The sequence below is a fragment of the Nocardia kruczakiae NBRC 101016 genome, assembly GCF_001612965.1.
GTDB lineage: Bacteria > Actinomycetota > Actinomycetes > Mycobacteriales > Mycobacteriaceae > Nocardia > Nocardia kruczakiae.
In genome coordinates this window covers 52,020-65,497 of the sequence record NZ_BDBL01000013.1, presented here as the reverse complement: position 1 = coordinate 65,497, position 13,478 = coordinate 52,020, and the positions used below count along the sequence as shown (strand labels likewise).

Below are 13,478 nucleotides of genomic sequence, written 5' to 3'. Positions count from 1 at the left end.
ACCGCGGGAACCGGCGGTACCGGCAATCCGACAGCCGGTGGCCGCGCCGTTTGGCAAAGTGCCCAAATGTCTTCAGGGCGCGAAGTGATGTGCCTGCAGCCGCTGTGCGGTGAGGGCGGCGGCCACGGTCATCGCCTCGGTGGGGTTCTGCGGATCCAGCCCGATGAGATCCCGGATGCGGCACAGGCGGTAGTTGACGGTGTTGCGGTGGATGTCGAGGCGGCGAGCGGTGGCCAGCTGGTTCAGGCCGGTCGCCAGGAACAGCTCCAGGGTCCGGGTCAGGACGGGCTGGGGCTCGAGCGGTGCCAGCACCGCCGCCAGTCCGGGACGGGCGGCGTCGCCGGCCGCAATGGCGTATTCGAACTGCAGATCGTCTCTGCGGCAGAGGTTTTCGGCACGTTCGAGGCAGCGTCCGAGTTCGGCGAGGATGCGGGCCTCGGCGTATCCCGAGGGGATGTCGGGCCGGGTCGCGGTCGCCGTGCCCACCCAGTACGCCGGTGCGCTCCGCGGCAGGCGGGTGCGCAGCAGCGCCGTCGTGTCACGGCCGTCGTCGCCCGGCGGCAGCGGAATCAGCGCCACCCACCCCGAAATGTCCATGCGCACAAGGACTCCCGGCATCGATTCGACTCGATGTCGCAGATCGGCCGCCGCGTCGCCGATGTCGGGGCCCAGCCGGAACACCGTGATCAGGTAGCGCTCGGCGAGCCGGACCGTGGGCCGCCCCGGCCATTGCTGCGGGTCACGGCCGGTGAGCAGGGCATCGGTGACCGCGCGCCGGTGTTCCATGAGCTCGTAGTGGGGATCGTGCGCGCGGTCGGTCGCGGCCGCCACGATGCGCTGGGTGAGCAGCCCGAGGTAGCGCATCAGCGGCGCGGCCGCCGTCAGCAGTAGTTCGCGCTCGCTCGCGGTCGCCGAGTCGAGCAGGCGATCCCAGACGACACTCGCGCCGAGCCGGTAGCGGTCGAGGACGTCGGTGACCGCCGCGCCGTCGCGAACGCGTTCGACCGCGAGCCGCACCATATCGGCGGTGTCGTCCTCGTCGGGTTCGATCCCGGTGCGCAGGTAGCGGAAGAACAGGTCGACATTGAGTTTCACCCCGTGCGCGAAATCCGCGGCCACCAGCGATTCCGGCAGACGCGGATACGGCGGTACCGCCCCGTAGAACCCGTCCACCATCGCCACGACGCTGCGGTGCAGCTCCTCGATTCCGGGCCCTGTGGGCGGTGTCATGGCAGGCCCCTCCATCCCGCGCGACGCTTACGGCGACGACATTCGCTCGATGGTATCGGTACCGGGACGGGGCGGTAGGCGGTTCAGCGGGCGAGCGAATCGGCTCCGGCGATCCGATCGGCCGTGGTGAGCGCTGCCGCTACCAGTACCGGACTTGCTTCCCGTCGGTGTCGGTGATGAAGACGAGGGCGTCGGCGGTGTCGAGATCGGCCCGGCGCAGTGGGATGTGGCCGAGGACCATCGGTTCGCCCGTGGCGATCGCCGCAGGTAGTGAGTCGCGCAATTCGCTTGCGGGAAACAGGGTTCGGCGTGTGGTCGCCTCTGCCAGCACGCCCTGCAGGGTGGCCGGATCGCAGGCCGGGGCGCCGTCGGTCGTCACGACCGTATAGCGGTCTCCGAGAGCGAGGGCGACGAGCGCCCCGGCGCCACCCCAGCCGGGCGTGTCCTCGCCGGGGGAGTGCGCGCGCTGGAGGTGGGCGTTGTGGGCGAAGGCGAGGCTCGGCCCGCGGTGCCGCTCCCGCTCGACGATCGCCAGCAGGTTCTCGGCCATCATCTCGGCGCGCACGCTCAGCAGGACACCGAGGCGATCGGTGGCCGGAGTGGCCATGGCCGCGTGGTAGCGCAGCAGGCCCTGGGCGGTGCGCGCGTGGGCGACCGCCCGGTCGTAGCCGGTCGGATCGGCCGGTCGCAGACCGGGACCCGCGCGGTGCAGCGCGCCGGCGAGGTCGTCGGCGACGACGCGCAGGGCCCGGGCACGGTCGGAATTGCCGACGGAGGCGGCCGGATCGAACATGGCCGCCTCGTTCGTCCACTCGGCATCGGCGCCGAGCAGGGCGTCGAGGTCACGTGCCGACTCCGGCCGCAGCGCCGCCGGCAGATACTCGTTGACCGCCGACAGCGTGTAGCGCGGACTCGGCGCGGCGGAGATCTCCACCGGCGCGTCGAATCCATAGCAGTGCACGCGATCTCGCGGCGACCGCCCGGCGTTGTAGGCGCGCAGCCATTCGACGAGTTCGCGGTTGCCCGGGACCGCGCCGAAGCCGTGGCTGAACCCGGTGGCGAGGACCTCGTCGATATCCGCGGTGGCGCCGTGGATGTAGTCGTCGACCCGGGTTGCGGCGAACAGATCGATCTCCAGCGCGATCGACCGGAATCCCCGCTCCACGAGGTGGGCCAGAATGTCGTTGCGCAGCAACGGGAATGCCGCGATTCCGTGCGTCGGTTCGCCGAGTCCGAGCAGCGCCGGAGGTTCGGCACGCGCGGCGAGCAGTTCGTCGAGTGTGCGGCCCAGGCTCACCGGGTCGTCGAGTGGGCGGCCGATGGCGCGCAGGCTGGTGGCAGTGGACATGGATACCCCTTTCCGGCAGCGAATACCTTCGACACTATCGTTGAAGGTTCGAGTGAAACTTCTGCGGAAACGAGCTGGTAGAACACTGGTCGAAGTCTCAAACGGAGGTACACCCTGCGACCCGTCGATCTCGCCCGCGAACACGGATTGTCCCCGCAGGCGATCCGCAATTACGACGATGCGGGCATCCTGCCGCCGACCGAGCGCACCGAGACCGGTTATCGCCGCTATACCCCGCGGCACGCGCTGGCGCTGCGCGCCTTCCTCGCCCTTCGCGCCGGGCACGGGCATCGGCAGGCCGCGGAGATCATGCGTGCGGTCCATCGCGACGACCTCGAATCCGCCTACCGGCTCATCGATGCCGCGCACGTCGCACTACTGACCGAACGCGGGACGCGCACCGACGTAGCGACGGCCCTCAGCGGCCTGTCCACCGCGCCCGCACCGGTTCCCGGGCCGCCCCTGACCGTGGGCGAACTCGCGCGCCGGATCGGGGTGCATCCGGCGACCCTGCGCACCTGGGAAACCCACGGCATTCTGCACCCCGACCGCGACCGGGTGACCGGCTACCGCCGGTACGGCCCGGACTGCGTGCGTGACGCCGAGATCGCCAGGCAACTTCGCCGCGGGGGCTACCTGCTGCCGCAGGTCGCGCAGTTCCTGGAGTCGTTGCGCGAGGCGGGCGGCGCGGCGGCGCTGAGTGTATTTCTCGAGGTGTGGCAGCAACGTCTGATCACCCGTAGTCGCCATCTCCTGGCCGGCGCCGCCCGGCTCGACGAGTACCTGACGCGGATGGACCCGCCCCGATAGCCGGTCCGGGTGCGGCGCGCACTCGTAATGGGTTGTGGCGGTTGGCCGATGGGTATGTCAGGGACATCATCAGATCGAAGGAGGCAGCGTGAAACGATGGATCGTGCGTACGTTGGCGATGGCCGGTGCGGCAGCGCCGTTGGCGTTCGGCGGCGTGGCCGGCGCCGACACTCCGGGGCCGGTGTACTTCTCCGCCGGGACTGTGAACTGCTCGATCGCCGACGACGGCAGCGTGGGATGTGACCTCGCGACGCCGACGTGGATGTCCATCCAGCTCGGCACCAACGTTTCGGTGCCGGTTCCCTTCCCGGTCCGCGAGGTCGTCATCGACGTGCCGTGGGCGCCTGCGCATCCGGGGTTCGATGCCGGGACTCCGCATACCCTGCCCGGTGGTAATCCCGATATCTCGACCTACGGCCAGAGCACCGGGTCCGGGCCGACCGCCGGCCCCGCGGTCTCACACGCCGGATCGACGTGCGCGGTCGGCTTCCACGGCAGCTTCTCCTGCGATGCGAAGGGCCACCACTTCTTCTATTACGAGGCGATCACCGGCAGCTGATCCAGAAGCCCTGTCGCGCAATTCGGCCGTCGTTCGATCGATATTCCGGACGAATTGCGCGACAGACTTTTTCGGGACGGTTACGTACCCTTCAATTCGGGCAGTTCACCGCTGGCCCAGCGCGCATAGGTGTGCTCGGGCGTGACCGTGACGACGTCGGTGATCGCGAGCAGGTCGGCGGGGATCACCCGGTCGGCGAAGTGGTCGAGGCTCGGAACGACGACGGCTTCGGCATCGAGTCGCACCACCGCGTCGATCAGCTGCTGGATCGGATCGCAGGTGCGGTTGCTCAATGCCACGGTCTTACATAGGTTGTAACCCAAACGCCCTGCCAGCCAGCGTATTTGGGACTCGTCCCAATGCTGGTGCCGTCGCGAGACATCTCTGCGTAGATATCCGAGGGCAAGGAAGGTCATGTCGGTCCATCCTCGAGTCGACTGCACGCGGGCGAACTCGTCGGCCAGGGAGCTTCTCTCCCAGCATCTTCCTGGCAAACTCCAGCTTAACGGTGTTTTTCGTGCCGTGACAACCAGCATTCGCGGGACCGGCAGTCGGGTGTCCGGTCGAGTTTGCTGAGGGGGACACCGATTTTCGCAGGTAGTGGCCTATTTCGAGCGGCCGGCGCACGGCGCCGGAGACGAACGGGGACAGGCGTTCAGGGCACTTTCATCGCCGCTGTATGCCCTCTGCTCGGCACACGGTGGCGCGAGTGGAAAGCGGACATCAGCCGGCCTGGTCCAGCTTCCGGCTACCCGGCGAAATAGTCTGCGACATCGGTCTTTTCGGGCCGGTCTCGGTCAGTCCCGGTCGAATGCCGGTTCCGAGGTGTCCGGTTCGGTGGCCTCGCCGCCGACGGACAGGTCGTAGCCGAGCCGCACGTCGTGTTCGACCGCGCCGCCGGCCACCTCGACCCGGGCCTCGCGCGGCGGATAGCCGCGGACCACGACGGTGTGGGTGCCCTCGGTCAGGTCGGTCACGCTGTAGCGGCCCTCGCCGTCGGTGCGGGCCGTGCCGAGTACCGCGCCGGTCTCGTCGAGAACCGTGACCAGCGCGTCGGGGACCGCCCGATCGCCGGCCCGGACCGAGCCGGTGAGCACGGCCAGCGGGAACAGTTCCACATCGTGGTGCAGTACGCCGCTGTCGGGCACGGTCAGGGTCATCGCGGTGGGGCGCAGATGCGCGGCCACCGCGACCAGCGTGTAGGTGCCGCCGACGACACCCGCGCACAGGTACCCGCCGTCGGCATCGGTGACCGCGGCGCCGACGACCTGGCCGCGCAGATCGGTGAGGGTGACGGTGGCGTCGGGAACCGCCCGGCCCGCCGCGCGGACGAAGCCGGACAGTTCACCCGAACCGTGCAACGTGACGTCGAGGCGCTGCGGCCGCCCGTCGACCGCGACGGTGACCGCGGTCGGCTGCTGGCCGCGCGCCGACACGATCAGCACGTAGCTGCCAGGAGCCGGCGGATCGATCACGTACCGGCCCCGCGGGTCGCCGGTGGCACGCGAAACCTGATGTCCCTGCTGGTCGATCAGCGTCAGTGCCACACCCTCGAGGGGATGGCCGTCGGTGCGCAGCACATGTCCGCTGATCGAGCGCTCCGACCGGGCGGGCGGTGCCGCGGCGGGCATCACCGCGGTGGCCGCGAGGGCGTGGCGACCGGCGGGTACGAGATGCCCGTTGGTGGCCGGCCGCCCCGTTTCTGCCTCGGCCTCCGCGTCGGTGACCAGTCCGGCGCCGGCCGCGCCGGCCAGTTCCTGCGCCTCGTGCTCGACGTAGTCGCCGCGGGCGAACCAGGAGGCGATCGAACCGAGCAGCATCATCACCGCGGCGGCGAGGAACACCACCACCAGACCCGAATGGAACGGATCGGAGATCAGGTGCGGGAAGAATTCCTGGCCGGTCAGCACATCGGAGTGCACGCCCGGCTTGTCCAGCGTGCCGCTCGGGCCGAGCAACTCCTTGAACGGGTTGTAGCCGAGGAAGGTCGCGAACAGGCTGCCGACCGGAGGCATATCCGCGACCTGTCCCGCGACGTCGGCGGGGACGCCCTGGCCCTTCAGCCCGGAATTCATCGCGCCGGGCAGCGTGCCGGACAGGCCGACGATCATCAGCGAGAAGAAGATGCCGATCGACAGTGCCATACCGCCGTTCATCAGCGTCGCGCGCATACCGGAGGCGACACCGCGCTGCGAGGCCGGCACCGCGGACATAACCTCGGCGGTGTTCGGTGAGGTGAAGATGCCCATACCGAGGCCGTTGAGCAGGATGATCAGCGCGAACAGCCAGTAGTTGAAGTTCACCGGGATCACGATCAGCAGGACGAAGGTGATCGCTGCGAGCAACAGGCCGCCGGTGGCGAACAACCGTCCGCCGAAGCGGTCGCTCAGATATCCGGACAGCGGACCCGAGACCAGGAAGCCGATGGTCAGCGGCAGCATGTAGATACCGGCCCACAGCGGCGTCGATTCGAAGTCGAAGCCGTGCAGCGGCAACCAGATGCCCTGCAGCCAGATGATCAGCATGAACTGCAGGCCGCCACGGCTGATGGAGGCCATGAGGCTCGCGAAACTGCCCAGCGCGAAGGTCCGGTTGCGGAACAGGCTCAGGTGGAACATCGGCTGCTTCGACTTCGCCTCGATGACGCAGAACAGCACGAGCAGCACGATGCCGCCGATGACGCCGGTCAACACCCAGGGGTTGCCCCAGCCGGTCTTGGAGTCGCCGTAGGGCTGGATGCCGTAGGTGATACCGGCCAGCAGCGCCGTGAGGCCGAGGGCGAAGGTGACGGTGCCGGGGATGTCGAGCGATCCGGGCTGGCGTGCGCCGTTGTCGTGCAGCGACTTGTAGGACCAGACGGTGCCGAGAATGCCGAACGGCACGCTGACCCAGAAGATGGCCTTCCAGTCCCACTCGGCGAGCAGACCGCCGATCAGCAGACCCAGGAACGAACCGGCGACCGCCGCGACCTGGTTGATGCCCAGCGCCATACCGCGCTGCCTGGCGGGGAAGGCGTCGGTGAGGATGGCCGTCGAATTGGCCATCAGCATGGCGCCGCCGATACCTTGCGCCACACGCCAGGCGATCAGCCATATCGCGCCGCCGCCGAGATCGAACGGATCGAACGACAGCGCTATCGCGCAGACGGTGAATATGACGAAGCCGAGGTTGTAGATGCGGACGCGGCCGAACATGTCGCCGAGGCGGCCGAACATCACCACCAGCACCGCGGAGGTGAGCATGAAGCCCATCAGCATCCACAGCAGGTAGCTGACGTTGGCGGGTTCGAGCGGGTTGAGGTGGATCCCGCGGAAGATCGCCGGCAGGGAGATGATCACGATCGACGAGTTGATCGTGACCATCAACATGCCGAGGGTCGTGTTCGACAGTGCCACCCACTTGTAGTGCGGGTGGTCGTGATCTACCCGGAGCCGGCGGCCGATGGTCTGGATGTCGGAGGTATCCAGCTCCTCGGCGGGTTGGGCGGAAGCCAAGTTCTCTCCCTCATCGACAGGAAAACGGAATGGGTCTCCAAATAATATAGTTGCGATGGCTAACTAATTGAAGAGGAGTATGTCACGTCCGAATTGTCCGGACCTCAGGTTTGATTCGGCGGACATCTATTCACGGTGCGACGCGACCGGCGCCATCGAACGGGGGACACGTCGGCGGGAACTTCCGGCAACCGCTGAGTAGCGGGTAGCGTATCGCCGCGCAACACTGCTCTCGGATCGCCTTTGTGTGTCGTAAACCCGATGGTTCACCTTTTCGAAAGGAATTGCATGCCAAAGGATTTGACGCAGTTGCAGTTGCTCACCGAACTTGAGCCGGTGGTCGCGAATCAACTGGACCGGCATCTGGCCACCGCCAAGGAATGGCACCCGCACGATTACGTGCCCTGGGACGAAGGCCGCAATTTCGCGGCACTCGGTGGCGTCGATTGGGATCCCGAACAGTCCCGCCTGTCGGAGGTGGCGAAGGTCGCCATGATCACCAATCTGCTCACCGAGGACAATCTGCCCTCCTATCACCGGACCATCAGCGAACATTTCTCCCGCGACGGCGCCTGGGGAACCTGGGTCGGGCGGTGGACCGCCGAGGAGAATCGCCATGCCATCGCCATGCGCGACTATCTGGTGGTCACTCGCGGGGTCGATCCGGTGGCGCTGGAGCAGGACCGGATGGTGCACATGACGCGCGGGGTGCACGCGCCGGATCATTTCCACGGCATGCTCGACCAGGTCGCCTACGTGACGTTCCAGGAGCTGGCCACCCGTATCAGCCACCGCGCCACCGGCCGGGTGTGCAACGACCCGATCGCCGACACCATGCTCGCGCGGATCGCGGCCGACGAGAACCTGCACATGATCTTCTACCGGTCGCTCGCGGCGGCGGCGTTCGATCTGGCGCCGGATCAGGCGATGGAATCGGTCACCAAGATCGCGAAGACGTTCGCGATGCCCGGCAACGGAATGCCGAACTGGCGGCGCAACGGTGTGCTGATGGTCAAGCACGGCATCTACGATCTGCGCCAGCATCTCGACGAGGTGCTGACTCCGGTGCTGCGGCACTGGAATGTCTTCGGCCGCACCGATTTCACCGAGCGAGGCGAGCGCGCCCGCCAGGAGCTGGCCGAGTATCTCGACAAGCTCGGGCGCGACGTCGTGCGCTTCGAGGAGCAGCGGGCGCGCATCCTGGCCCGCGAAGCCGCCAAGGCCGAGGCCCTGGACCCGGCCGGGGTATGACCGAGCGGGGGGAGATCAGCGGGCCATGGGTTTGCCGTGGCCCGGAATCAGCAGCCGCGGCCGTCGTGCGATCAGCGATTCCGCGGTGGTGTGGGTCTGTGCCTCGTCGTGGTTGAACACCTCGGGTAGTGCTTGAAGTCCGGTGCCGGGCAGCAATGGATGACCGGTGACCAGTGCGTCGCCGCTGAAGAGGATGCCCTCGTCGGGCATGAGATAGGCGGTGTGGCCGGTGGTGTGCCCCGGCGTGGGGACGGCCACGATACCGCCGGGCAACTGCCGCAGGGTGTTCTCGTCGTAGGCGGTGGCGGTAGGCACCTTCATGCGGACGTGGCCGCCCAGCGCGCGCAGCGTCTGGAACACCCACCGCGGTCCCCCGGGAGTGCGGAGTTGGCGGGCCATATCGGCGGGAGTGATCTGCTGCAGATACTCCCGGCGGGCGTGCGCGGCCTCGTCCGCTCCCGTGTAGACCGGCACACCGGTGCGTTCGACGAGGGTCGGGATGGCGCCGATGTGGTCGAGATGGGCGTGGGTGAGCAGAATCGCCGCCAGATCGGCCGGTTCGTGCCCGATCTGGCGCAGGGAATCGAGTACCGCGCCGGTATCGCGCGGATAGCCGGCGTCGACGAGGACCACGCCGGCGTCTCCGGTGATCAGTGACCAGTTGACGTTCGTCCCGGCCACCACGTACACCGAATCGGCGACCTGCTCGATGGCGCTCATGCGACGGCCCCCGCACGCTCGAACCGATCCCATGACGCGGGAGCGATTCCGCTGTCGCGGGCCGCGGCCCGGCCGAGGACGGACCGGTGCGGCCGGTCGCCGAGGTTGAAGTGGTTCTGCACACCGGCGATCGTGGTGCCGGTGGCCGCCTCGCGCAACTCGCATCGCATTCGGCTCGGCGATCCGTCGCGACGGACCGGCCGGTGGCGCGTCGGCGATCCCGTCGTGCGACTCAGCACGCGGCGCGGGTGGGGATCGAAAGTGGTTGTCCGGGAACCACTTCGGCGGGACCGCTGGGCGTCTGCAGGGTGATGGGGTCACCCGAGGTCAGGGTCACCGTGGTGGTCGCCGATGCGATGTGGACGGTCAGGCGGGTGTCGCCGACCGCGAGTTCGCGCACGGTCAGGCCGGCGGGGAAGCCGCTGGGCAGCATCGGATCGATGGCCGGGCCGCTGTCGGTCCAGCGCCATCCGAGGGGTGCGTAGAGTAGTCCCTGCAGGAATCCCGCGGCGCCGGTGACGAAGATCCACGCCGACTGTCCCTGTGCGTTGGCCCCCGACCGGTCCCCGCGTGCCTCGGCCTGGAATTCGTACGGTTCGCGGGCGTAGGGCCGCACGGATCGATCCAGGTAATCCTGGGTGCGGCAGGGGTCGTAGCGGGCGCTGAGGATCGCGCCGACGCTGTTGCTCATATTCGGGCCGTCCGGATCGGTGCGGTCGAAGTAGTACCGCATGGTCGCGGCCGGTGAATAGCCGGGCGCCGCGTAGGTGAACGGATAGCTGAGCAGCACCGTGTCGGCCTGTTTGATCGGGGCGCCGGTGTAGCCGAGATATTCGGCGGGCACCCCGGGCGCGATATCGGGCGGCATCGCCATATGCGCGCCGATATCGGCCCAGCGCGGGTCGACGGGAAGTCCGGACAGTCCGGCCGCTCGGGCGGCGATGTCCATCGTGTTGCGCACGCCGCCGTTGGTGAGGGCATTGTCGATCGAGAAGGCGACATACTCGTCGGATCCGGCGGCCGGGGCGAAATGGTAGGCGCCGTCGGGAAGTTTCGGCCCGATCCGCGCGGTCAGATAGTCGGCGATCGCGGTGATCACCGGGGCGCCGCGGGTACGCAGCCATTCACGATCGCCGGTGGCCAGATAGTACTGCCATTGGGCCAGCGCGATCTCGTTGTGCAGATGTTCCTCGGTGAGGCCGCACCCGATCGGGGACGCGCAGCGCTGGGCGGGCCCGTCGTCCCACGGATACAGCGCGCCGGGCAGGCCGTAGCCGCGGGCGTTGGCCCGGGCGGCGGGCAGCGCGGCGGCGCGGAAATCGACCACGGTGCGGGCCAGGTCCGGATACAGGGCCAGCAGGGTCGGGAAGATCCAGGTCTCGGCGTCCCAGAACGTCATGCCGCCGTAGTCGTCGGACGACAGTCCCGCCGGTTGCACCGACCAGCGCTCGCCCGCGCGGACGCTGGCCAGGACGGAATACAGTGCGGCGCGGATCCATCGGGTGTAGTCGGTGCGGCCCGGGATCTCGAGGGTGGGCTGCCACAGCCGGTCCCACTGTGCGGCGTGGGCGGAATGTGCGGCCTCGAAGCCCTGGGCGCGACCCGATTCGGCCGCGGCGGTGGCGGCGACCAGGGGATCGGGCCCGTAGTCGGTGGAGGAGATGCCGGTGTAGGCGGTGAAGGTGTAGCTGTCGTTCCCGGTGGCGGGCAGAACGTATCGGATGCCGTCGGCGCCGGGCAGTGCGGTGCCGGCGGCCTGCGGCGGGGAGTCGACGGACGACACCACGAACGCGGTGTCGGCGGTCCCGTCCGCGCGGACTCCCGCCACCGTGCGTCCGCTGCTCGGATCGGCCGTCGCCGTCACCGGGACGACCCGGCGCGCCGCCGCGCCGTCGATCCGGTCGACGACCGCGACCTCACCGGGGCGATCGGGTGTGACGGTCAGTTTCTGCACCGCGAGGTCCGGCCGATCGCGGGAGACGAAGGTGTCGTAGCGAAGTCGCAGCCGGTGCTGCGGGTCCGGTGTCCAGTCGGCCCGGGTGGTGACCGTCGCGGTGCGGTAGTCCAGCGTCTGCCGGTACTCGTGCACCGTCGCCGGATCCACGTCCGCGTCGTATCGATGCCCGGCGATCTCGACGGTGAGCCCCGACCACGCGGGCAGCGCGGCGATCACCTGGGTGTACTGCGGTGAGGGCTCGGCCTGCGCGTAGAAGCCCGCCAAATACGTTCCGGTATAACGGGATTGCTGCAGCGGAAACGAGGTGCGCACCGCGTCGCCGTAGTCGTGGTATCCACCACCGCTGGGCGGCAGCACCGTCCCGATCCGGCCGTTGCCCAGATAGGGCGCGGCGTGGAAATCGCCGGGTGCGAACGATTCCGACGTCGCGGACCACAGTGTGTCCGCCGGGGCCGCGGTCACCATCGGCGGCGGTGCGGCCACCACACCGAGGACGACGATCACTACCGGCCACAGGCGCCGACGCCGCGCAGCGGGCGTCCTTCGGATCGGGCTCACCCCGACGATCGTCGGAACCTGGTGCCGCGCGGTCAACCCGACACGCTCGGTGCCGCGATATCGGGACCGGAATATCGCCCGGCGCCTCAGTTTTCGGAGAAGTCGATCCCGTTTCCGGAGAAGTCGATCTGGGCGGCGGCATTGCCGACCGCGGTCACCATGCCGGTGCCGATCGGCCCGCGCGAATCGAAAAGGGTTGCGGTGCCGACGGATACACCGTTGCCGGTGAGGTGGGTTTCGGCTTGCAGCCCGATCCGGTCACCGACGGGCAAGCGGTCGAGTGCCACGGTGAGATCGGCGTTGATGTATCCGATGCCCTGCGATCCCCAATTGGTCACCAGGCTCGTGGACTCGGCGGCGACCACGGCTTCCACGAACGCGCTGCGCTCCTCGCCCTCGACCGCACCCAGCGGGACCGCCCACAGGCTCTTGCGGCCGGAGTTCTGATGGTCGCCCATCGACGTCGACCAGTCGTTGTCGCTGCGGTACCACCAGTCCACCCCCGCGTCGGTGGGCGGATCGAACGGATGCTCGGAATGCCACTCCTCGCCCGGCGGGGCGTCGGTGGCGCGCAGCTGGACGAGCCGCGCCTCGGCGACTTCGACCTCACCCTGGCGGACGGTGGCCGAGGCGATGTGGATCCGCCGGCCGGCGCGGATCACCTCGGTGTGCACCTCGAGCGGCTGCCCCTTCGCCGCCTTGAACAGATCGATGGTGAATCGAGCCGGGACGAAACCGGGCAGCCCGTGTTCCCGTTCGAGGGTGCGCGCGGCGGCCGCGCAGACGGCGGGGCCGCTGAGCATGTCCGCACCCCAGCGGCCGTATGCCCACTTGCGGGGCAGGTACCGGCCGTCGTCGTCGACGGTGAACATGGCAGGCATATCGGTCATCAGCCCATAGTGTCCTATCGCTTCCGGCGGCCTGCGGCCGACTCACTTGGTGGGCAGGGCGTTCTGCAACCCGCCGACGTCGGTGATCTTCCAGTCCGAGTTGCGGTCGATGGTGAGCGAGTAGGTCACGGTGGTGCGGCCGCCGTCTGGTGTCTGCGCGCTGGTCGACGTGACGTCCAGGTAGGCGTTCACCTTGTAGATGCCGTCGGATTCGGAGGTCACCGCGGCGGACAGCGGCGTCGCCTTCGAGGTCCACTGCAGCGGCAGCAGGATCTGCTCGAGTTGCGGTGCGGTCGCGTCGAATTTGGCCGCCAGCTGGGTGGTGGTGCCGGCCTTCAACCGCTCGATCCAGCCCTTCACATCGTGGTAGTCGATGGTCGAGGCGCCGACGGCGTACTTCGACGCGATGTCGGCGGCGTGCCGGTCGTCGGTGGCGGCGGTATCGCGATCGGACAGGGTGGAGCGTGCCGAGAAGTACAGGCACCCGAACACGATGCTCACCGCCAGCAGGGCGACGATCACCGCGGTGGTCAGTACGGTCGAGAGCCGGACCGCGATCGTCAGCGCGGCTCGTCGCTCACCGGCAGGCACGGAAACCGATGTGACACCGGTGTTTTCGTCCTTCTCGTCTACTGCTGTGCTCATCGGTGGGTTCCTCCTG

The 13,478-nt window shown here is 68.5% G+C and carries 12 protein-coding genes and 1 pseudogene; 3 read left to right on the top strand and 10 right to left on the bottom strand.

Features of this window, described 5'->3' with window-relative positions; all coding sequences use genetic code 11:
* Positions 1-72 precede the first annotated feature (72 nt).
* Entirely contained in the window at positions 73-1,230 is a 1,158-nt protein-coding gene (locus tag NK1_RS10970; protein WP_063008411.1) for a PucR family transcriptional regulator, read from the bottom strand.
* Between the two features lie 139 nt (positions 1,231-1,369).
* The gene (locus NK1_RS10965; RefSeq protein ID WP_063008410.1) at positions 1,370-2,578 is read right to left on the bottom strand and encodes an erythromycin esterase family protein; all 1,209 of its coding nucleotides are present in this window, start codon (positions 2,576-2,578) and stop codon (positions 1,370-1,372) included.
* A 114-nt stretch (positions 2,579-2,692) separates the two neighbouring features.
* On the opposite strand from NK1_RS10965, the gene NK1_RS10960 reads away from it, so the two are divergent.
* Both NK1_RS10960 and NK1_RS10955 read left to right on the top strand, forming a co-directional pair.
* Entirely contained in the window at positions 2,693-3,388 is a 696-nt protein-coding gene (locus NK1_RS10960; RefSeq protein ID WP_063008409.1) for a MerR family transcriptional regulator, read from the top strand.
* Between the two features lie 88 nt (positions 3,389-3,476).
* Positions 3,477-3,947 (top strand): hypothetical protein, encoded by a 471-nt coding sequence (locus NK1_RS10955; RefSeq protein ID WP_245660437.1) that lies wholly within the window; start codon positions 3,477-3,479, stop codon positions 3,945-3,947.
* Between the two features lie 80 nt (positions 3,948-4,027).
* Here the strand turns inward: NK1_RS10955 and NK1_RS10950 are convergent, their stop codons facing one another.
* From NK1_RS10950 to NK1_RS35640, 3 genes and pseudogenes are all read right to left on the bottom strand, one after another.
* Positions 4,028-4,363: a hypothetical protein gene (locus NK1_RS10950; RefSeq protein ID WP_063008408.1), complete on the bottom strand. Its 336-nt coding sequence runs from the start codon at positions 4,361-4,363 to the stop codon at positions 4,028-4,030.
* Between the two features lie 381 nt (positions 4,364-4,744).
* Positions 4,745-5,578 carry an MSCRAMM family protein gene (locus NK1_RS35645; RefSeq protein ID WP_245660446.1) on the bottom strand — a complete coding sequence of 278 codons (834 nt, stop codon included), beginning with the start codon at positions 5,576-5,578 and terminating at the stop codon, positions 4,745-4,747.
* Positions 5,579-5,722: 144 nt separating this feature from the next.
* Positions 5,723-7,441: pseudogene (locus tag NK1_RS35640) on the bottom strand (MFS transporter); the annotation flags it as partial.
* 288 nt (positions 7,442-7,729) lie between these two features.
* On the opposite strand from NK1_RS35640, the gene NK1_RS10940 reads away from it, so the two are divergent.
* Complete coding sequence (locus tag NK1_RS10940; RefSeq protein WP_063008407.1) at positions 7,730-8,692, top strand: acyl-ACP desaturase; 963 nt, start codon at positions 7,730-7,732, stop codon at positions 8,690-8,692.
* 15 nt (positions 8,693-8,707) lie between these two features.
* Here NK1_RS10940 and NK1_RS10935 read toward each other — a convergent pair whose 3' ends face one another.
* The 5 genes from NK1_RS10935 to NK1_RS10915 form a co-directional block, all read right to left on the bottom strand.
* Entirely contained in the window at positions 8,708-9,412 is a 705-nt protein-coding gene (locus NK1_RS10935; protein WP_063008406.1) for an MBL fold metallo-hydrolase, read from the bottom strand.
* Entirely contained in the window at positions 9,409-9,582 is a 174-nt protein-coding gene (locus tag NK1_RS10930; protein ID WP_157104205.1) for a hypothetical protein, read from the bottom strand. The genes NK1_RS10935 and NK1_RS10930 overlap by 4 nt, the downstream gene beginning before the upstream one ends.
* Before the next feature lie 62 nt (positions 9,583-9,644).
* Complete coding sequence (locus NK1_RS10925) at positions 9,645-11,927, bottom strand: glycoside hydrolase family 65 protein (protein ID WP_157104204.1); 2,283 nt, start codon at positions 11,925-11,927, stop codon at positions 9,645-9,647.
* A gap of 86 nt (positions 11,928-12,013) precedes the next feature.
* Complete coding sequence (locus tag NK1_RS10920; RefSeq protein ID WP_063008403.1) at positions 12,014-12,817, bottom strand: acyl-CoA thioesterase domain-containing protein; 804 nt, start codon at positions 12,815-12,817, stop codon at positions 12,014-12,016.
* Between the two features lie 42 nt (positions 12,818-12,859).
* Positions 12,860-13,462, bottom strand: a complete 603-nt coding sequence (locus tag NK1_RS10915; RefSeq protein WP_063905963.1) for a hypothetical protein — start codon at positions 13,460-13,462, stop codon at positions 12,860-12,862.
* Positions 13,463-13,478: the final 16 nt, after the last annotated feature.

Bases quoted from the DNA above. Each gene is read 5' to 3' on its own strand.
- NK1_RS10970 (WP_063008411.1), bottom strand. From the start codon at position 1,230: ATGACACCGCCCACAGGGCCCGGAATCGAGGAGCTGCACCGCAGCGTC.
- NK1_RS10930 (WP_157104205.1), bottom strand. From the start codon at position 9,582: ATGCGATGCGAGTTGCGCGAGGCGGCCACCGGCACCACGATCGCCGGT.
- NK1_RS10940 (WP_063008407.1), top strand. From the start codon at position 7,730: ATGCCAAAGGATTTGACGCAGTTGCAGTTGCTCACCGAACTTGAGCCG.
- NK1_RS10965 (WP_063008410.1), bottom strand. From the start codon at position 2,578: ATGTCCACTGCCACCAGCCTGCGCGCCATCGGCCGCCCACTCGACGAC.
- NK1_RS10935 (WP_063008406.1), bottom strand. From the start codon at position 9,412: ATGAGCGCCATCGAGCAGGTCGCCGATTCGGTGTACGTGGTGGCCGGG.
- NK1_RS10915 (WP_063905963.1), bottom strand. From the start codon at position 13,462: ATGAGCACAGCAGTAGACGAGAAGGACGAAAACACCGGTGTCACATCG.
- NK1_RS10950 (WP_063008408.1), bottom strand. From the start codon at position 4,363: ATGACCTTCCTTGCCCTCGGATATCTACGCAGAGATGTCTCGCGACGG.
- NK1_RS10920 (WP_063008403.1), bottom strand. From the start codon at position 12,817: ATGACCGATATGCCTGCCATGTTCACCGTCGACGACGACGGCCGGTAC.
- NK1_RS35645 (WP_245660446.1), bottom strand. From the start codon at position 5,578: ATGCCCGCCGCGGCACCGCCCGCCCGGTCGGAGCGCTCGATCAGCGGA.